The organism is Acinetobacter sp. ANC 4862, from assembly GCF_004336635.1.
GTDB lineage: Bacteria > Pseudomonadota > Gammaproteobacteria > Pseudomonadales > Moraxellaceae > Acinetobacter.
Map to the genome: position 1 here is coordinate 1 of NZ_SJXH01000020.1, position 19499 is coordinate 19499.

Consider the following 19499-nt stretch of genomic DNA (forward strand, 5'->3'; position numbering starts at 1 on the left):
CCGACTTAGGCTCATCTATTAGCGCAAGGTCCGAAGATCCCCTGCTTTCCCCCGTAGGGCGTATGCGGTATTAGCATTCCTTTCGAAATGTTGTCCCCCACTAATAGGCAGATTCCTAAGCATTACTCACCCGTCCGCCGCTAAGTTAGGTAGCAAGCTACCTTTCCCCGCTCGACTTGCATGTGTTAAGCCTGCCGCCAGCGTTCAATCTGAGCCATGATCAAACTCTTCAGTTTAAAATCAGTAGTAGCTTATGGCTACCAATCTTGGCTCATCAATTTTCTGACAAATATTTCTCAAATAAACTTCGAGTAATTTCTACCATCAATCAATGAAAATAATTTCGATCGATCAACCGGTAAAAATCCACACAAGTTGTTCTTCATAATCTCTTAATGATCTTCTTGCTACTTCGTCAGCAGCAAGCTAGGTCGGCTATATTACTCTCTATCTCTAAAAAGTCAACAGGTTTTATTGATTATTTTTAAACTCATCCAAGACTTCCAGATTCACACCACTCAGGCTAAATCCTTGTTTCTCAACAAGTTTTAATCAACATCACCGCCGATGGATGTGCATTATAGGGGATTTATTTTACTATGCAACCCCTTTTTTCAACTTTACTTCTCATACGAGTATATTTTAATCACTTTATCTTTTTTCCTACATATTTTGATCAAATTTGTTTTAATACCCTCTCTCAAAGAACTGTTAATATACTTAATTAGGTATTTTTAGCTTTAAGCACCAGCTTACGATAAAGCTCTAGGATTTTTTATGCGTCACTTTCATTATGTTTGGGTTAGCCTTTTCTCTTTTGGACTCACTTCCCCTGTATTCGCAAATGATTCGATAGAAAATTCTGAATCTACTGCAACTGAAAACGTAGAAACATCCACAAAACAAATCCAAACGGCTAAAAATCCTCGTATTGAAGCCTTGAAAGAATTAAAAAATATTAAAGCGAAAGATTTAAAAGTAAATGCAAATGCAACCCAACCTGAAAGTCAAAAAGATCCCTTGCAACCCTTGAATAGACAGATCTTTGCTTTTAATGATGTTTTGGATCGTCATGTGGCCCGCCCTTTGGCCGTTCAGTATAAGGAAAAAGTACCCACTGATGTACGTGGGTCGTATCGTCAGTTTCGCAAAAACTTGGGCGAACCTTGGAATGTGGTAAATCAGCTCATTCAAGGTCGTCCTCTTCGTGCTGCAGAATCTTTAGGACGATTTACGATTAATACCATCACTACTTTAGGTTTTGCGGATCCAGCTCGACGTATGGGATTAACTGCTGAAGAAGAAAATTTTGGTACCACATTAGGCTATTACGGTATCCCTTCTGGGGCATATTTAGTGTTACCCGTTTTCGGTCCAAGTACATTTCGTGATGGATTGGGTACCCTAGTAGACAGTCAAGCCCGCCCACAAAAATACCTTCTGGAAGATCATGACGGAATTTATTGGGCTGACCAAGCTTTAGGTGGCATTGATGCCCGCTCACAACTTTTAGATATAGAAGATGTGTTGCAAGGTGATAAATATGCTGCAATTCGTGATATTTACTTGCAACGTAAAAATTTCGCAATTGCAGAAAAAAAAGGACTAGAATCTGAAAGCCTGTTCATTGAAGATGATCTCGATAGCACTGAAGATGACGTGCCAGAAGATAATCAAAATAACAACACAGATGAAATGCAGAAGGATGATGTAGACACAACCACCAAATAAGTCTTGCCATTTATTAAAAATATGATCAGCAGAGTGTCTTTCTTTGCTGATCATTAGCTTGTTATAGTACAGCTATACGTTATTACCTTAAGGATTATACAATTTCTTTATGTATTTCATTCAACCGACTCGCAATATTCCTTATTTAGATGAGGTTCTAAGTACACTTCCAAGTGTGCAGATGATTCACATAGATGATATTGATTTGTATGATCCCACAATTTTAGCGATTGCAGACGTACAAGACTATCTGACTTATCAATGGTCACTCCCCACGATTGTGCTGGCTTTTGAAAATGAAGGCACAGCTTTAGCCCAAGCCTGGGAGCTGGGTGCTTTAGCCGGTTGGATCTGGAACAAATTGCCTAGCGATCCCGAAGCTTCGTTACTCAAAATTGATGCGCAATATAAACGTAATCAAGATAGTCGCGACCTTCCCTCAGCTGCACATTTGCAACAGTGCCTACTTCCTAATCCGATCGAACTGATGAATTATAAGGTTGAAACCTTGTTTCAACCTTCTGCATACCTGTCAGGTGATTGGTACGATTACTGGAAAATCAGCGATAAAGAAATTATGTTTTATCTGGCTGATGTTTCTGGGCACGGGGTCACCAGCAGTTTATTAACCTCTTGGATGGCTGCCTTTCATGGTCGCTCTAAAACACCGCGCGAATTAATTAAAAAGCTCAACGGAATGCTGGTTCAAGAGAATATCGAAAAGCATATTACGATGATTGCCGGGGTTTTAAATTTAGAAACGCATCAGCTACGTTGGTCCAGTGCCGGACATTACCCACCTGCAATTATCTTTGAACCGAACCAACCACCGCGCATTTTAAATACTAGCAGTTTCCCTTTAGGACTCACTGAAGATCTTGAAGTTGAAGAATTTGAATGTGTATTGAATCGTCAGGCCCGGTTTATTATTTGTTCAGATGGTGCACTTGAACCTTACGATGGTGGTCTGAATGAACAATTTGAAAAATTAGTCTTCCATTTACAGAATCAATCCTTCCAAGCCCCTGAACATGTTGCCGACGATATTGCAATACTAAGTTTACGTCGAATGAATTAATCATATAATCAATACGTTAACTTTCAACTAAGCGATATACGACTCTTGAGCACTTGAGTCTGTAGTAGCCCTATGTGATAATTTTACGATCCTTCTCTGCAAATGGCATTTATATGTCAACAGGTCATGTTGAATATGCAAGCTTGAATGGAACGCATATTTTTAAGCTTATTGGCGAAGTGCGTGCCCAATCTTGTATCAGTCTAGACAAACTCCTTAGTAAAATTGAACAGCAATCAAATGTCGTTGGGGCAATCGTAGATTTAACCCAAACTACATTTATTGACAGCACTGTTTTAGGTGTACTTGCCAAGCTTGGTTTAAAGCTGAAACAGACTCACCAAATTCAGGCAGTCATGTTATCCACCAATCCAGATATTACTACCTTGGCCAATAGCATGGGCTTGGGTCAGGTTTTTGTGATCTTAAATTACTGCGGTGATCCAAAAGTATGTACCCGCGAATTAATTGAAGAACACATTCCTCATAATGCAATGTTAACCACTGTTTTAGATGCACATAAAACACTGATGAAGTTGAATGAAAGTAACCAAAATATGTTTGAGCCTTTGGTGAAACAATTACAAAAAGAACAAGACACCTTAGAACAAGTGTCTCAGCAAAACGTATAAAAATATTATTTAGAGCCACCACATGACTTTACTCTCTGTTGTACAAATGAATTCCCAAAATGATATTGAAGCCAATTTCATCATGATCGAGTCATTGATACAACAAAGTAAAGCAGATGGTACAGAGCTAATTGTTTTCCCTGAAAACTTTGTCTGTTTTGCTGGTGGAAAACAACGCGAGACGGCAATGCAATTCGAAGCGATTCAACAGCGCTTGGAAAAACTTGCCCATCAATATCAAATCTGGATTGTGGCGGGCACTCTCCCATGCCCGTTCCGTCCAGATGGCTCTGTTATTACTGATGGTCGTGTACGTACGGTGAGTTTATGTATTAGTCCAGAAGGTACTGAAGCGCGTTATGACAAAATTCATTTGTTTGATGTACAAGTGGGTGATGCTGTCGGCGGATATCAGGAGTCTAAATTCTTTGAACCGGGCACAGATGTCGTTGTTGCAAAAACACCCTTCGGTAATATTGGTCTGATGGTCTGCTATGACTTACGTTTTCCTGAACTGGCACTCACTTTACGTAGTCAAGGTGCAAATATCCTGACTGCACCCGCGGCATTTACCTACACCACCGGTCAAATGCATTGGCAGTTACTGTTGCAAGCACGTGCGATCGATAGCCAATGTCATGTCTTAGGTGCAGCTCAACAAGGCTGGCATGGTGAAAAGCGTCAAACTTGGGGACATGCCGGTGCAAGCAATAGTCGCGGTCAAATTTTAGATATCATTAATAGCGAAGGTGCAAGTTTAATTACTGTTCCTTTTGACTTTACTGAACAAGAGGCTGTTCGTGCATCTATGCCTTTAATTCAGCACCGTAAAATTATTAATTTCTAATTCAATTCAGCTCTAAACTTGAAATTTCTGCTTTATAAAAATTACAAAATCACTGCTTATTCTTTCATCAAAATCCCACACGATAACAGCTCATATCAAAATTTCAGGGATCATAAAAATGCCTTTAGAAAAAGCAGTCTATACAGCAAAAGCGAAAGCAACCGGCGGACGTGATGGGCGTGCAATCTCATCCGATGGAATTTTGGATGTCCAATTAGCCGTACCTAAAGAAATGGGTGGTGCGGGTGGTGGTACCAATCCGGAACAACTTTTTGCAGCCGGTTATTCAGCATGTTTCCTTGGTGCAATGAAGTTTGTTACCAACCGCGATAAACTCAATATCGCTAAAGATGCCTATATCGAAGGCGAAGTCGGAATTGGCCCTATTCCAACTGGTTTTGGGATTGAAGTAACCTTGAATATTCATCTCGAAGGTATGGATCATGCCGAAGCACAAAAACTGGTCGATGCTGCGAATATTGTTTGCCCTTATTCAAATGCAACACGTGGCAATATTAATGTGACTTTGAATGTGATTACCTAAGTAAAATCTATCCTAAAATGAATCGGGTGATTTTAGGATAGAGTCTATTGATCACCACTCAACACTCTCATCGACATAAGCTATACCTACTGATCTGATTCAATCAGAAAAGCCAGATAAATTTCAGGTGAATCTAGCCATTCAGGGACTCCCTCCAAACCACATGAAACTTAACAATTTTTATTAAGAAATGCTTTGCTGAGAAAAAGTCTTAACAGCATCATTAACAGATATAAAAAGCTCAAAATCTAAGATATTTTTACTTTAGAGATGATTTGAACTTAGTAAAAGTTTTATGAAAATGGAGCCCCGCCAATTCTAGTCATCCGACTGCCCCATTTCGCGCTCAACTGATGAAAAAAATTGCCGAACTTTGTTAAGTTCAGCAATTTATCAAATCATAAATAGTAAACAGAACTTGGTTTTAGTCCGCTGCTTCATTAGTCACACGAAGTACTTCTTCCAAGGTGGTTTTGCCTGCCAAAACTTTGCGTAAACCATCATCTCGGATTGAACCCGACTGTTTACGTGCATAGCTTTCCAGTTCATATTCGGCCGCATTGCCATGGATCAGACGGCGCATTTGATCATCAACAGGGACAATTTCATAAATCGCTGTACGCCCCATGAAACCGGTATGCGAGCAGTGATCACATCCTTTCGGTTGCGGTAATTTTAGAGCAGTATGAATTTGTAAATGCTTGAAAATTTCGGTTTCAAAAGAATCTGCCTCATGCCATGTGGCACAGCGTGGACACAGAGTTCGAACCAAACGCTGGGCAACTACACCAATTAAAGAACTGGCCAGTAAGAAAGGTTCAATGCCCATATCTTTTAAACGCGTCACTGCACCAATTGCCGTGTTGGTGTGTAGCGTAGATAAGACTAAGTGGCCAGTAAGAGATGCTTGCACGGCAATTTCCGCTGTTTCCAGATCACGGATCTCACCAACCATCACCACATCCGGATCTTGTCGCAGCATGGCTTTTAAAGCACGGGCAAAGGTCATATCCACTTTGGTATTCACTTGAGTCTGCCCAATGCCTTCCAATTGATATTCAATCGGATCTTCAGCAGTCAAAATGTTTTTTGAACCATCATTCAGGTCGGATAATGCCGCATACAAAGTAGTCGTTTTACCCGAACCGGTGGGTCCGGTCACCAGAATAATGCCGTGTGGACGATGCACCAGATGGGTTAAGCGTTCACAATCCGATTGCATCAAACCCAAATGGGTCATATTGAGACGTCCAGCTTGCTTATCCAGCAAACGCATCACCACACGTTCACCATGTGACGATGGCAAAGTCGATACACGCACATCCACTTCACGACCTGCCAGTCTTAAAGACATACGCCCATCTTGCGGAACGCGCTTTTCAGCAATATCCAATTTTGCCATGACTTTAATACGTGACACCAAAAGTGGCGCAAGTTCACGACGAGGTTGGACAATTTCTCGCAACTGACCATCGACCCGTAAACGCACCGATAATTTTTTTTCAAAAGATTCGATATGAATATCAGATGCACAGACGCGAATCGCTTCAGACAATAATGCATTGATCAAACGTACAATCGGAGCATCATCTTCCTGATCCATTAAGTCTTCAGCTTCAGGCACCGAATCTGCCAAACTGAGTAAATCGGGATGATCTTCCAGACCTGCAGCCACTTGTTGCGATTCGCCGGTATCTCCGGCAAAGCTTGAACTGAGCAATTGATGAAATTCTTGTTCGCTCCATAATTGATGCTGTGCAGCATGGCCTAAATATCGACGTGCTTCTTGTATCGCCAGCAAGGGGGTATTTTCACGGCGCACAATAAAGGCCTGATCACCCTCGTATCGAAGTAATACGCCATGACGCTTGGCAAAACTATAGGGTATTTGTAATTGTTTAAGTAGTTGCATCAAAGTTTATAATGATGAATAAATTGATTTGAGTGTACTCTAAGCATAAGACAGCGTGAAGTCTGTTTTTACTGATTAAGCAATAAAGGAAATGTGCCGTTGTCTAAAAGCAATGAATTGATCGAACCAGAGCACCCGAATTTAAAATGGTGGGGTGAACACACTTTTGAATTGAATCAGCCCAAAGCATGGCAATTTGGTTCACTGTTATTTCGTCTTACCCGCGGTTTACAAGAATGGCGCATGGAATACCATCGCCCTCCAGTTCAGTACGACTATGAACAAAAGTGGCATGAAATTGAAGATCCCAATTTCGGTTTTCCACAACCGGTCAAAGTAGAACGCTATATGTTCAAGTCAACACAAAACAAGTTGCAGCTTATGCCGCGCTTGGCGGATCGTTCCGTGGTAATCAAACCGGTTGATCCGATTTATATTCCTGCCGGACAACGTGGGACGCTGTATATCAGTACACCGTTATGGATTGCCGGTTTTGTCGAAGGACAAAAAGACCCACTGTTTGATATCCCGGTCATTCTGCCTAAAGACACCTGGTTTGGACCGAATCATCGTACCGGTGAAATCTGTTATGCCACTTCGGTCGATGGTCGGACTGAATTGCATCAGTTAAAACCACGGGCTTTTCGTGCGGTCACCCCGATTGAATTTCACAATACCAGTCATCAACAATTACGTTTTGACCGGATGAATGTGCCAGTTTCAGCACTCCCCCTATTCTATAGTGAAAGTACCGGACGGTTATGGACTTCACAAATTAAAGTCTTGCATGAAGGTTCGGATCGACCGCCGCGAATTCGGATTGAAAACCGTACCCCACCGCATGCAGGTGAAGTAATGTATCTGCATCCGCCACGTGCTCCAGCCAGTGCTTTGTTTAATATGTTTGATTCATTTTTCTAGGGGGTAATATGGCAGATTCAAATATTCCGAAAGAAATTACCCAAAGCGTCAAAAGCATTTTTACCAATATCAATACGGAACGCCTCACTGAAATTTTAGTGGCCGTGATCTTATCGCTGATTGGCTTCCTGATTGCCCGCTTTGTCTCGAATGCCTTTATTCGCACCATTGGCTCACGTTTTAATGCGCATCAAAGTCTGGTCTGGCGACGCGGTATTTTCTATTTCATCTTCCTGATCTTTGTGATGGCAAGCCTTAAAGAAGCTGGCTTTAAACTGAGTGTATTTTTAGGTGCTGCCGGTATTTTGACGGTAGCCTTGGGTTTTGCTTCACAAACTTCTGCCTCCAACTTAATCAGTGGCTTGTTCCTGATTGGTGAAGGTTCTTTTGAAATTGGCGATACCGTGCAAATGACCTTGATTCGCGGACATACCATTGAAGGTGAAGTGATTTCGATTGACTTGCTCTCGGTCAAACTGCTGACTCAGGACAATGTCTATGTGCGTGTTCCGAATGAACAACTGATTCGTGCACCCGTCTATAATCTGTCCAAGTTCCCCATTCGGCGTATTCCAATTACTCTAGCCATCAACTTTCATGAAGACATCATTAAAGTTCGTGAAGTGCTATTAGATGTTGCCAATAAATATCCCCTGGTTCTGGCTGATCCCAAACCTGCCGTTACCGTCACCGCTTTCCGTGAATCATCCATTGAACTGTTATTTGCGATTTGGTGTGATCGTGAAAACTTTTTAAAAGTTCGTGACGAAATGCAGGAACGCATTCGTAATGGTTTCTTGGACAATCAAATTGAAATTCCTGTGCCGAAAATGGGCTTTGTTGATCGACCTGCGAATGTTCAGCCTTTAAATGAAGAAGATATTGATCAGTATGCCAATGCTAAAGAAGTGAAGCGTGAGGCGGGGTTAAAATAGTTTTGATAAACCCTCATTCCCTTGCGGAATATATTCCTCATCCCAAAGGGAGAAGGAAACAATTCCCTCTCCTATTAGGAGAGGGTTAGGGAGAGGTAAAAATGTTAAATTTTTTCCCCTTCCGGAATCGGGGCAATATAGGCAATCAGCAACATCACAAAACCTGCGCCCAAGAATGAAATCACCCGGGTTATAGTCCCGATATGCGATAAATCAAATAGCACCAGTTTCAAAGTCACAATTACCAAAATGCTGCCCCCTAGAATCCAGACGGAACGCAACTGTTTTCGACTGGCCAGACTCATGGTCATAAAGGCCAAACCCACCCACAGCAAAGTCAGACTCAGTTGAACCGTACCATCTTCCCATAAAGCAAGTTCGTTAAACGGCGTGCCCAAATACATGTGTAACGCACGCAGCACGATATAACTGCTGAGCCAAAGTAAACTGAGTACCATCAGCACCGCGACAATGCCTTGATCCAGTCCCGATTTCAGCTGTAAGGACAGCATCCAGATAAAGCACGCCAGCATAGCAATACTCACCAGATCAAATGGATTAATAATCGGTAGAAAATAGCCTTGGAAAGCCTGTTGGGTAAAAAGTTGCGAACAGACAATCCATGTCGCCATCAGCAGCAAAGTACTGCGTGCTTGCCAGAACATTTTCCAGTCCGGATTATTCACCTGCCAATAACACCAGGCACAGAACAGTAAAGGCAAAATCACCACACTGATATAAGGCATGTTCGGAAGCAAGGTTAAGCTGGTCATGGCGAGACTGGTTAACGTCCCAAAACTGACCCACTCTTTTTCAGTTCGCACACCCAACATCGGACGCAACCATAATGCAGTCATCATCAAGCCAGAGAGTGCAAAACCAATGCGATCAAACATAGACAACCAAACAATAATTCCCTGCTTACTCTGATCAATCACGATAATGAGGGCAAAAACAAAGACAGGAATTAAGCCCAGCCATTTCGGAAATAACCATGACCATGTGGCTTTGCAACGTAACATGACTTCATTCATCAGCAGATATAATCCACTGACAATCAACAGACTCATCACCAGCTGGTGAGGACTGTCAATTTCATCCAGCAACAGCACAATGAACATCGTGGTTGCAGACAACATCTGTAAACAATGAAAAGCGATGGTTGAATTGGTCAGCTGATTTCTAAAAGATTCTCGGCTATTGGCGACCAAGACCACGGCAAAATAGCTTAGGCATAGCCCCCAATACATCTCTCGTGGAAATTCATTCAGCTCCACCAAGTAATACAAACTGGATAATCCGGCAACAATCAGCAAGCCCATTGCAAGATAACGACTGATCTCCGACTTGCGATACAAGGCATAAGTAAAAATAATCAGTCCTTCCACTGCCCAGCCAATGACACTCCATTGTTTGTGTAAAAGAATTGGTGGAATCAGAGCCAGGAAAATCAGCATTAAACTAAAATAGCTTTGTGAAATTAGCTGCACGGCCTGATTGCGTTTCGACAGTTGATACAAACCTGCATAAACGGCTGCAAAAGCCAGACTTGCACCCGCTTGTCGCAGCATTTCATCGAAATACATTAAATAAATAAAAATATAACCGACAATCGGTGCACCAAAAATCAGGGCAATATCTAAAGCAGGTTTGAGTTTGAATTGGGTCAGATCATCTTTGGCAATCAACTGACTAAAACGAAAACTCAGCCAGACAAATATGGCAGTATGGATAATAACCAACAACGTTAAAGTATTGCGTTCTTGTTCTTCACCCTGATAAAAGGCATAGCCTCCCCCGACAATCACCGTCATTAAAAAGGCAATTTGATTGAGGATTTTCCAGGGACGTAATGTACTTAACACGACAACGGCAAGATTGATCACCACATAATAAGCAATCAGTTCAATAGCGGTGGCATTACGAACCGGCAAGGTAAAGGGTGCAATATAGGCAATGATCAGCGCCATCAGTGCCAGTTCAATTGATTGTTGTTTTAAGCTTAGCGCGAGTGTCACACCCATAATGACGGCAAAGCACAATGCAGCCATGCCTAGAGTAAGAATCACGGCATTGTAATAAGCAAAGAACAGGGTCAAAAATAATGCAGCTAAACCCAAGCCTTCTAAAGCCAGTGCAAAACTGCGGTTTTTAGTCTGCATCCGGTAACCGAGTCCGGTCACTGCAGCACTAACACTGGCAACAATCGCCAGCTTCAGTGCAAGACTGAGTTGCCAATGTTCGGTAGCAAAACGCAGTAATAATACGATGCCAATCACCAGCACCAATATTGCCGCTTTTAAAACAGGATTTCCTTGAAAGATCCACTGTTTTAACTGATCAATCAGTTCTAATGAAGGTGAAGAAGTTTGAGATTCAGGAAGTTGAGGGGGTGGATTTTCAACAGTAGAAGATAGGTTTATTGGCGTCTGATGTAATCGCGTTTGTACTTGGCTTAATAAACCTTCTAAACGGCGCAACCATCTCAGAAAGAAAAAAATCCACGCCGTGATGCCCAGTCCCACGACAAAATGCCATTCCATTGCCCCACCGACAAGGGCAATAATTGAACAAACATATAAAGGAACTTTAGAGCTTTCTTGAATCGAAGAATTTGTTTCTGCAGCAATTTTTACTGCCGGTGTCTGAATGGCATCGACATATTGCATCACGCTCATGACAAAGGCTAAGCCACATAAATAGGTGAATATGCGTACCTCTAAAAACCAAGACCCCACCCCGACAATAATCAATACCATCAGCCAAATCATCCGGATTTCGCTCTGCCCTTTGTGCATCTTTTCTTTATCTCAATCCTTTTGACCCGATCATACAACAGCTCGGACTTTGATTTTTAAGCATTCATCAGATATTCGGTAACACGCTTGTTTGATGATGTGGCTATGTTGATGTGCAAAATCACGTACAATAAGCCCGATATTTGAATTAGGAATCCTTCAATGCCACCATTTGTTTTGGTCGATGGCTCATATTTTTTATTTCGTGCATACCATGCACTGCCACCACTAACCACTTCGACTGGTTTACAGACCAACGCAATTCGTGGTGCCATTTCTGCGATTCAAAAGTTGATGCGTCGGATTCAACCGACCCATATGGCAGTTATTTTTGATACCCCTGAACCGACTTTCCGTCATCAGCTGTCACCGATTTATAAAGGCGACCGTCCAAGTATGCCGGATGAACTGTCTCAGCAAATTCCCTATCTTCACAACTTGATCCGTGCTTTGGGTATTCCTTTGTATACCCTTCCAGGCGCTGAGGCAGATGACGTGATTGGAACACTGGCGAAACGTGCTGAAGCCAAAGGCTATCAAGTACTGATCTCGACTGGCGATAAAGACATGGCGCAGTTGGTCACCGACAAAGTGACCCTGGAAGACAGCTTTAAAGATAAGCCAATGGATGTCGATGGCGTGTTTGAAAAATTCGGAGTTTGGCCGAATCAAATTATCGATTATCTAACCCTGATGGGCGATGCCTCGGATGGCATTCGTGGCGTACCGGGCGTGGGCGCTAAAACTGCTGCTAAACTTTTGACTGAATACGGCTCAATTGGTGGCATTTTAGAAAATGTCGATCAAATCAAAGGTAAAGTCGGTCAAAATATTAAAGACAATGTTGAAGGCATTACTCTGGATCATCAATTAGCCAGTATTGTTTGCGACCTCGATATGGGCCTCACTTATGAAGATCTTAAACTTCTTGATCCCAATGTCGAAGAACTGCGTCGCCTGTATACCGAACTCGAATTCCGTAACCAGTTACAGTCTCTGGATCATCCCAACAATCCGAATAATTCAGTTTATAAACAAACCTCTAAAGTGATTGAAAAAACTGCGCATTCAGAAGTCGTCATTGAAACTGAAGATCAGGCAGATATCACCAGTGTAGATGATCAACTTGGCAAAGCCAATTATCATACCATTTTAACTCAAGCAGACTGGGAGCAGCTTTTCCAGCGCTTAAACAGCGCCAAACGTTTTGCCTTTGACACTGAAACCACCAGTCTGGATTATCGTGTTGCTGAAATGGTCGGCTTTTCATTGGCTTTTGATGCTAACGATGCCTATTACATTCCACTGGCACACGACTATGAAGATGCACCGGAACAGCTGAATCGTGAAACCATCCTTGCACAAATCAAACCGATTTTAGAAGATGATTCAATCCAAAAAATTGGACATCATTTAAAATATGATGCCCATATTTTGCAAAATCACGGCATTGAATTACAAGGCTGGTATTTCGATACCATGCTGGCTTCATATGTTTTAAATTCTGTGGCGACCCGTCACGGCATGGATGATGTTGCGCGTTTATATTTGAGTCATTTGACCACAACCTTTGAACAAGTTGCCGGCAAAGGGGTTAAACAAAAAACCTTTAATCAAATCGAAATTGAAACAGCTGCGCATTATGCGGCTGAAGATGCACATGTCACTTATCGCTTATACGAAGTCTTGTCTAAAAAGTTACAGGCCATCCCTGAGCTGAACAATATTTTGCTCAATATTGAAATGCCGGTTGCGCGTGTTCTGACTATTATGGAAGAAAATGGCATCGAGCTGGATCTGAAATTCCTGGATCAGTTGGGTGTAGAATTTTCAAATACCATTCAAAACCTCGAAAACCAAATTACCGAATTGGCAGGACAAAGCTTTAATGTCAGCTCACCCAAGCAGGTCGGTGAAGTGCTCTTTGACAAGCTTGGACTCAAAGGTGGCAAGAAAACAGCGACTGGCCAATACAGTACCAGTGAAAGTATCCTGGAAAAAATTGACCATCCGATTACCGATCTGATTTTGCAATACCGCGGTCTTTCTAAACTGAAAAGCACCTATACCGATGGTCTACAAAAACAGGCCAACAATGACAGCGGGCGTGTGCATACCAGTTATCATCAGGCTTTAACGGCAACAGGCCGTTTGTCATCGACTGATCCTAACCTGCAAAACATTCCAGTGCGTGAAGAAATTGGTCGTCAAATTCGAAAAGCCTTTATTGCACCTGAAGGCCGTGTACTGCTTGCAGCCGATTATTCACAAATTGAATTGCGTTTAATGGCGCATCTTTCTCAGGATGAAGCCTTGGTCGATGCCTTTATGCATGGTCAAGACGTGCATCGCCGTACTGCGGCTGAAGTTTTGGGAATTGCGCTTGAAGACGTAACCAATGACCAGCGTCGTCAAGCCAAAGCCGTTAACTTTGGTCTTTTATATGGTATGTCGGAATTTGGTTTGATTCGTCAACTGGGCTTTACCCGCCAAGAATCGCAAGACTATATCAAGCAATATTTCCACCGCTATCCGGGCATTTACGAGTATATGCAACGTACGCGTCAGGTGGCTTTGGAACAAGGTTTTGTTGAAACGATTTTAGGTCGTCGCCTTTATACACCGGATATCGATGCACGCAATATGATGGTCCGTAAAGGCGCTGAACGTGCTGCAATCAATGCACCGCTACAAGGCAGTGCAGCCGACATCATTAAAATGGCGATGATTGAAGTCGATAAAATGTTACCGAAAGATCAGGCTAAAATGCTGTTACAGGTACACGATGAATTGGTCTTTGAAGTCGATGCCGACATTGCCGATGAACTGGCACCGAAACTGGCTGAAGTGATGCAATCGGTAGTAAAACTTTCAGTACCGCTGATTGTCGAAGTCGGTAAAGGCAATAACTGGGATGAGGCACACTAAAGAAGTAGAGAGTCCCCTCTCCTTATAGGCATAGGTATCTACACAATTCTCATGTTTTGCGTTAAATTGAGGAGCATGCTCTTCAATTTAACATCTCTGGCTTAGATCTGCGTCTTATTAAACGCTACAATAGCCTTGTAAAGCTCAATATGAATCCTCTAGCTTCACTTGCTCCTGCAATTAAAGATATTGCCTCTGCCCAAAAAACGAGTTTCGCAACCACACAGGCAGTTTGGCGATTCTTAAATAATGATAAAGTCTCTTTTAAACAATTAAATGAACCTATTCAGCAACATGCTTGTGAAGACATCAGTGCATCACAGCATCGCTATGCTTTAGTCATTCATGATTGGTCTCAATTACAATATGTGACACATCGTAATAAGACTCAAAGATTGAAAAGAACACATCAATACGACTTGGGCTATGAGCTACAAACGAGTTTGCTTGTCGATGCAGCTTCAGGTCTTCCTATTGCTCCATTGGCTCAAACACTCTCAGATGCCTCAGGTTGCTATTCAACATTTAATGACCAATATACTGAGCGTAAAACTCATTTAGACTTCCTTGTTGAACAAATTCAAATGATTGAGCAGTTGCCTATTAAGAAAACCTGCGTACATATCATTGATCGTGAAGGTGATTCTATCGCTCACTTGAGGGAATTAAACAGCCATGGTTTTCAATGGCTGATTCGAGCAAAGGAAGGTCATCGGATTGAACATCAGGGCGAAATATGTAAAGTTTCAGAAGTTGCTGAATGTATAGAAACACAGCAAGTGAAACCCATTTCATATAAGGGGAAGCAACATACGCTTCATGTCGGAGAAACCAATATTCGGATGACTCGTGCAGCTAAACCGAAAAGGAAAGATCATACAGGTCAAATGGTTACATCTCAGCAAGGTGATGCCATTGAAGCAAGGCTCATTATTTCAGTAGTTAAAGACTGTGAGGGAAAGACACTGGCAAGATGGTCACTGATTAGCAATGTACCTCCTGAAATCAGTACCATAGAACTAACGACTTGGTATTACTGGCGTTGGTCAATTGAATGTTATTTCAAGCTGCTCAAGCAAGCAGGTCATGACATTGAATCATGGCTTCAAACTACCCCCGAAGCGATTTTAAGACGATTGCTGATTAGTTGCATGGCGTGTGTAGTAACTTGGAGAATACAGCGCTGTACAGATGAACAAAATCAGAAAATCCGTATATTTCTGGCCCGTCTTTCAGGCAGGCAGCAGAAAAGGGGCAAGTTGGAAAGTGCACCTGCAATATTGGCAGGACTTTCGATTTTACTGAACACTCTTCAACTACTTTCGGAATATTCAATAGATGAACTGAATGAGATTGCTGCGATTGCATTAGGTACCTAAAGATGTGTAGATACCTATGCCTTATAGGAGAGGGTTAGGGAGAGGTTAATTTTTAATGCCCTCTCTTGCGTAGCAGTGCTACTCATCTCACCGAGGAAGATGAACAGTAAATATTTTCCACATAGCATATCAATAAGCCATAAAAAAGGACTCCATCGAGTCCTTTTTTATTGAGCAAATTTTAAAGCCCTGTCAAAAGCACAATCGCCACTTGATTCATGATGATTTCAGCAATATACAAAGTCAAAAATGCAATGATTGGAGATAAGTCAATCATCCCCATATTCGGCAAAATACGACGGAATGGTGCCAATAATGGTTCTGCCAGTTCTTGAATTACTTCAATATAAGGTGAGCGCGACTGTGTAAACATCACCACCCAACTTAAAATAATCGTCGCAAAAATTAAATAACGGCAGAAACGGATCAAGTCCTGAATCATGGTGACAAAAGTCAAAATTACCAAATGTACAGGACTATTCGGCATGGCACCTGAAAGGTACATCACCCCAAAGATCTTGAGCAAATATAATAGTACCACCAATGCCAAAGCCGCCAAATTGACACGACCTTTTGCCACAGTGGGAAAAATACGACCAAAGACATCAACGATTTTCGTGGCTTTTACCGTAGACATGACCACTGGATTATAAGCATTCACCGCTGCCAACTGCATGAGAAAACGGAAGAACACGAGCAAAATCGCTACGTTAATGATAATGCCAAAAATTAGCGCAGAGTTTGCACCCATACTGGAACTTTCCTAAATAAAAACGAGTTATTTGCTACTTTCACTTAGCTCTTGAGCAAGTTCTTGACTGCGCTTTTGAGCTGCAGCCAAAGCGGCCTGAATATTTTGAGAGATTTGTGCACGATCAAATACTTCGAGTGCAGCCTGTGTTGTACCGTTTGGAGAAGTCACATTTTTACGCAACTCAGCAGGTGTGTTTGCACTGGTGATTGCCATTTGTGCAGCACCTAAAGCCGTTTGCAAAGTCAGGGCTGTCGCCACTTTCTCATCTAAGCCTAAGTTTTTCCCTGCACGAATCATGCTTTCCATCATATAAAAGAAATATGCGGGACCAGAACCAGACACTGCAGTCACTGCATCAATCTGTGCTTCTGAATTCACCCAAAGGGTTAAACCGGTTGCTGCTAAAACCTGGCTTGCAAGCTCACGGTCTTTTGCATTAACCGCGTCATTTGCATACAAACCATGTGCCCCGGTTTGTACCAAAGCAGGTGTATTCGGCATCACGCGAACAATTCGATCGGTGTCTAACAGATTTGCGATGGTCGCAATTTCTGCGCCTGCAACAATCGACATCACCAATTTGCCGTCGAATAAACCTTTAAGCGGTTTTAATACGCTGGCCAACACTTGTGGCTTCACCGCAAAAAGTACGATATCGGCATCACGAATGGCAGCAATATTGTCATCGGTCACATGTACATCTTTTTCTTCTAATAAAAGACGGACTTTTTCTACCGGATCAGAAACTGTAATACGTGTTGGCGGCAAACCACGCGAAATAAGTCCGCCAATTAAGGCTTGAGCCATATTACCGCCACCAATAAAACAAATATTACAATTTAAAGCTGCATTCATGAATCATACTCGAATTAGAATTTTTTAACTAAGAGATCAAATTTGGTTGCCAACCACCGACTTCACAATATTCAGATTGAGCCAACCAAAACCCTTTCGGTGTAAAAACACCAAGCATAACATTATCTATGCTTAATATTTGAATTCTATAACGCTGCCAAGGAAAAATTTGTGCTTCCTGAATGGCTTTTTTTAACGGCCAAGCCCCCACTCGTCCATGCAAATGAATTTTTTCTCCACCTTGGCGCATCACCAGATTCAATTCTTTGCCTAACAATGAGGCTGACAATCCAATTGTTGCTGTTTCAGCAAGATACTCTCCTGAAAGGACATTCATTTTTTGACCTAATTCTAGACAGACGGTTTGTTCGGGAATATGGCTTTGATTTTTTTCAGCCAGATATTCTTCAGGGTTTAAACGATAAAGTTTTTGCTGATAACGCAGATAATAATATTGGTTCCAGTGCAATGCGGCCTGTGCATCGGACTTGGATTCAATCACTTCGTGCAATACGCGTTCCACCATTTCAAAACTCGGGCGATAGGTATCCGTCCCTTTCATCCAGGCGGATAACAGTTGTCTTTGACGCGCGTTTGATAATTGGGATAATTTTTTTAAATCAAGTTTTGTTGCTGATCCGCAAATTGCTAAATCTTGTTGTAATACTTCTTGTAGAATTTCGTCAGCATCTTGCATTAAATAGCTGGTGCGACTGAGTGCCTGTTGCATTTTAGGATAACGGTTTTGCAGCACTGACCACAATTCATGACGGCACCAGGCGCGATCATAATGAGTATCTAAATTGGTGGGATCTTCAATATTTTGCACATTGAGTTGTATTGCCCATTGGCAAATCTGCTCACGCGAGAGATCCAGTAGCGGTCGCCAAATGGTGAATTGCTCACGCACATCGACCTGTTTCATGGCAGCCAGACCATGTACGCCTGCACCGGAAAGCAAACGCAACATTAAAGTTTCGGCCTGATCTTGCTGATGATGCGCCAGAACTAAAATTTCATTGGATTTTAAATGTTTGGAATAGGCTTGATAACGTGCGCTACGGGCCTGATGTTCCAGGTTGCCGGCTTGTACCTTGACTGTTTCTACAATACAAGGAACATTCAGCGCAGCACATTGATCAGATACAAACTGTCCCCAATCTGCACTCATTGCTTGCAACTGGTGATCTATATAGATGGCACGAATTTTTTCAGGGTATAAATAAGACATTAAATGCAGCAGCAGCATGGAATCCATGCCGCCACTACATCCAATTAAAAAAGTGCTTTCCGGAGGAAAGCACTGGATTTGATTTAAGACGCCAGACCTAAATTGTCGCTGCCAAACTTCATTAAACGCTGGTAACGTGCTTCGCATCTTTCATTCGCATCCATCGATTGCAATTCTTCTAAAGCCTGTTGTAACACATCTTTAAGAGCTTGCATGACTTGTTCAGGTTGCAAATGCGCACCTTCACCTTCATCCACTACATATTCCACAATACCCATTTTTTGTAGTTTTTCAGCAGTCAATGCCAATGCTTCACTGGCTTGTTCCGCTTTTTCTGCTGTTTTCCACAAAATGGATGCACAACCTTCAGGTGAAATCACTGAATAAATACTGTGAGACAGCATCACCACACGGTCTGCCACACCAATACCCAGTGCACCACCAGAACCGCCCTCACCCAATACTGTTGCAATTACAGGCACTTTCAAGCTTGAAAGTTGCGCCAGACTGGTTGCAATCGCTTCTGCTTGACCACGTTCTTCTGCACCCACACCTGGATATGCACCCATGGTATCAATAAAGGTAAATACTGGCAGATTAAATCGCTCAGCCATATCCAGCAAACGCTGTGATTTGCGATAGCCTTCAGGATTACTCATACCGAAGTTATGTTGCAATTTTTCACGAGTGCTGCGACCACGGTGTTGCCCAACAATCATGACTGGCTGACCATTAAAACGTGCCAAGCCACCGATCATTGCACCATCATCACCAAACAACCGATCACCATGTAAAGCATCGAATTCAGTGAAGATTTCACCAACATAATCCAAAAATTGCGGACGTTCCGGATGACGTGCAATTTGAACCGTTGTCCATGCCTTAGATTGAGCAGCTTTATTTTTCATAGGTCGACCATTATCCCAAAACTAACAATAGCTTGTTAACCAGTAA

At 42.3% G+C, this 19499-nt stretch carries 15 protein-coding genes and 1 rRNA gene; 9 read left to right on the forward strand and 7 right to left on the reverse strand.

Translation table 11 applies throughout. The features are described 5' to 3' along the window. A 16S ribosomal RNA gene (locus tag E0409_RS09755) occupies positions 1-236 on the reverse strand; the annotation flags it as partial. Positions 237-777: 541 nt separating this feature from the next. Here E0409_RS09755 and E0409_RS09760 point away from each other — a divergent pair. The 5 genes from E0409_RS09760 (at position 778) to E0409_RS09780 (ending at position 4832) form a co-directional block, all read left to right on the forward strand. Beyond that, on the forward strand, positions 778-1731 hold the full coding sequence (locus E0409_RS09760) for an MlaA family lipoprotein (protein ID WP_131290224.1): 954 nt from the start codon (positions 778-780) through the stop codon (positions 1729-1731). Positions 1732-1840: 109 nt separating this feature from the next. Next, positions 1841-2809, forward strand: a complete 969-nt coding sequence (gigA, locus tag E0409_RS09765) for an RsbU family protein phosphatase GigA (protein WP_131290227.1) — start codon at positions 1841-1843, stop codon at positions 2807-2809. A gap of 113 nt (positions 2810-2922) precedes the next feature. Beyond that, the gene (gene gigB / locus E0409_RS09770; RefSeq protein ID WP_131290230.1) at positions 2923-3441 is read left to right on the forward strand and encodes an anti-anti-sigma factor GigB; all 519 of its coding nucleotides are present in this window, start codon (positions 2923-2925) and stop codon (positions 3439-3441) included. Positions 3442-3463: 22 nt separating this feature from the next. Beyond that, entirely contained in the window at positions 3464-4288 is an 825-nt protein-coding gene (locus E0409_RS09775; RefSeq protein ID WP_131290233.1) for a carbon-nitrogen hydrolase family protein, read from the forward strand. A gap of 118 nt (positions 4289-4406) precedes the next feature. Next, positions 4407-4832 (forward strand): organic hydroperoxide resistance protein, encoded by a 426-nt coding sequence (locus tag E0409_RS09780; protein ID WP_131290236.1) that lies wholly within the window; start codon positions 4407-4409, stop codon positions 4830-4832. A 424-nt stretch (positions 4833-5256) separates the two neighbouring features. On the opposite strand, the gene gspE is transcribed toward E0409_RS09780, so the two are convergent. After that, positions 5257-6744 carry a type II secretion system ATPase GspE gene (gene gspE / locus E0409_RS09785; RefSeq protein ID WP_131290239.1) on the reverse strand — a complete coding sequence of 496 codons (1488 nt, stop codon included), beginning with the start codon at positions 6742-6744 and terminating at the stop codon, positions 5257-5259. A 99-nt stretch (positions 6745-6843) separates the two neighbouring features. Here gspE and E0409_RS09790 point away from each other — a divergent pair, with 99 nt between their 5' ends. Continuing rightward, positions 6844-7665 carry a DUF432 domain-containing protein gene (locus E0409_RS09790; protein WP_131290242.1) on the forward strand — a complete coding sequence of 274 codons (822 nt, stop codon included), beginning with the start codon at positions 6844-6846 and terminating at the stop codon, positions 7663-7665. 8 nt (positions 7666-7673) lie between these two features. Then, complete coding sequence (locus E0409_RS09795; RefSeq protein WP_131290245.1) at positions 7674-8600, forward strand: mechanosensitive ion channel family protein; 927 nt, start codon at positions 7674-7676, stop codon at positions 8598-8600. Positions 8601-8704: 104 nt separating this feature from the next. Here E0409_RS09795 and E0409_RS09800 read toward each other — a convergent pair whose 3' ends face one another. Continuing rightward, positions 8705-11398, reverse strand: a complete 2694-nt coding sequence (locus tag E0409_RS09800; RefSeq protein WP_131290248.1) for a DUF2339 domain-containing protein — start codon at positions 11396-11398, stop codon at positions 8705-8707. A gap of 162 nt (positions 11399-11560) precedes the next feature. Between E0409_RS09800 and polA the strand changes: the two genes are divergently transcribed. Together polA and E0409_RS09810 are read left to right on the forward strand one after the other, a co-directional pair. Beyond that, on the forward strand, positions 11561-14326 hold the full coding sequence (polA, locus tag E0409_RS09805) for a DNA polymerase I (RefSeq protein WP_131290251.1): 2766 nt from the start codon (positions 11561-11563) through the stop codon (positions 14324-14326). 149 nt (positions 14327-14475) lie between these two features. Further along, positions 14476-15705 (forward strand): transposase, encoded by a 1230-nt coding sequence (locus E0409_RS09810; RefSeq protein WP_131290254.1) that lies wholly within the window; start codon positions 14476-14478, stop codon positions 15703-15705. A 181-nt stretch (positions 15706-15886) separates the two neighbouring features. Here E0409_RS09810 and E0409_RS09815 read toward each other — a convergent pair whose 3' ends face one another. The 4 genes from E0409_RS09815 to E0409_RS09830 are packed head-to-tail and all read right to left on the reverse strand — an operon-like array spanning position 15887 to position 19453. Continuing rightward, positions 15887-16456, reverse strand: coding sequence for a YggT family protein (locus E0409_RS09815; RefSeq protein ID WP_067721822.1), 570 nt, complete (start codon positions 16454-16456; stop codon positions 15887-15889). A gap of 27 nt (positions 16457-16483) precedes the next feature. Further along, the gene (proC, locus tag E0409_RS09820; RefSeq protein ID WP_131290257.1) at positions 16484-17314 is read right to left on the reverse strand and encodes a pyrroline-5-carboxylate reductase; all 831 of its coding nucleotides are present in this window, start codon (positions 17312-17314) and stop codon (positions 16484-16486) included. A 28-nt stretch (positions 17315-17342) separates the two neighbouring features. Then, positions 17343-18692, reverse strand: coding sequence for a tRNA lysidine(34) synthetase TilS (tilS, locus tag E0409_RS09825; protein WP_131290261.1), 1350 nt, complete (start codon positions 18690-18692; stop codon positions 17343-17345). Next, a complete protein-coding gene (locus E0409_RS09830) occupies positions 18629-19453 on the reverse strand; it encodes an acetyl-CoA carboxylase carboxyltransferase subunit alpha (protein WP_131267058.1) in 825 nt (274 codons plus the stop codon). The genes tilS and E0409_RS09830 overlap by 64 nt, the downstream gene beginning before the upstream one ends. Between the last annotated feature and the right edge of the window lie 46 nt (positions 19454-19499).

Excerpts from the sequence above, each read along its gene's own strand:
- E0409_RS09815 (WP_067721822.1), bottom strand. The coding sequence starts at position 16,456 with ATGGGTGCAAACTCTGCGCTAATTTTTGGCATTATCATTAACGTAGCG.
- proC (WP_131290257.1), bottom strand. The coding sequence starts at position 17,314 with ATGAATGCAGCTTTAAATTGTAATATTTGTTTTATTGGTGGCGGTAAT.
- E0409_RS09760 (WP_131290224.1), top strand. The coding sequence starts at position 778 with ATGCGTCACTTTCATTATGTTTGGGTTAGCCTTTTCTCTTTTGGACTC.
- tilS (WP_131290261.1), bottom strand. The coding sequence starts at position 18,692 with ATGCGAAGCACGTTACCAGCGTTTAATGAAGTTTGGCAGCGACAATTT.
- E0409_RS09830 (WP_131267058.1), bottom strand. The coding sequence starts at position 19,453 with ATGAAAAATAAAGCTGCTCAATCTAAGGCATGGACAACGGTTCAAATT.
- E0409_RS09810 (WP_131290254.1), top strand. The coding sequence starts at position 14,476 with ATGAATCCTCTAGCTTCACTTGCTCCTGCAATTAAAGATATTGCCTCT.
- E0409_RS09795 (WP_131290245.1), top strand. The coding sequence starts at position 7,674 with ATGGCAGATTCAAATATTCCGAAAGAAATTACCCAAAGCGTCAAAAGC.
- polA (WP_131290251.1), top strand. The coding sequence starts at position 11,561 with ATGCCACCATTTGTTTTGGTCGATGGCTCATATTTTTTATTTCGTGCA.
- E0409_RS09780 (WP_131290236.1), top strand. The coding sequence starts at position 4,407 with ATGCCTTTAGAAAAAGCAGTCTATACAGCAAAAGCGAAAGCAACCGGC.
- gigB (WP_131290230.1), top strand. The coding sequence starts at position 2,923 with ATGTCAACAGGTCATGTTGAATATGCAAGCTTGAATGGAACGCATATT.
- E0409_RS09775 (WP_131290233.1), top strand. The coding sequence starts at position 3,464 with ATGACTTTACTCTCTGTTGTACAAATGAATTCCCAAAATGATATTGAA.
- E0409_RS09800 (WP_131290248.1), bottom strand. The coding sequence starts at position 11,398 with ATGCACAAAGGGCAGAGCGAAATCCGGATGATTTGGCTGATGGTATTG.
- gspE (WP_131290239.1), bottom strand. The coding sequence starts at position 6,744 with ATGCAACTACTTAAACAATTACAAATACCCTATAGTTTTGCCAAGCGT.
- gigA (WP_131290227.1), top strand. The coding sequence starts at position 1,841 with ATGTATTTCATTCAACCGACTCGCAATATTCCTTATTTAGATGAGGTT.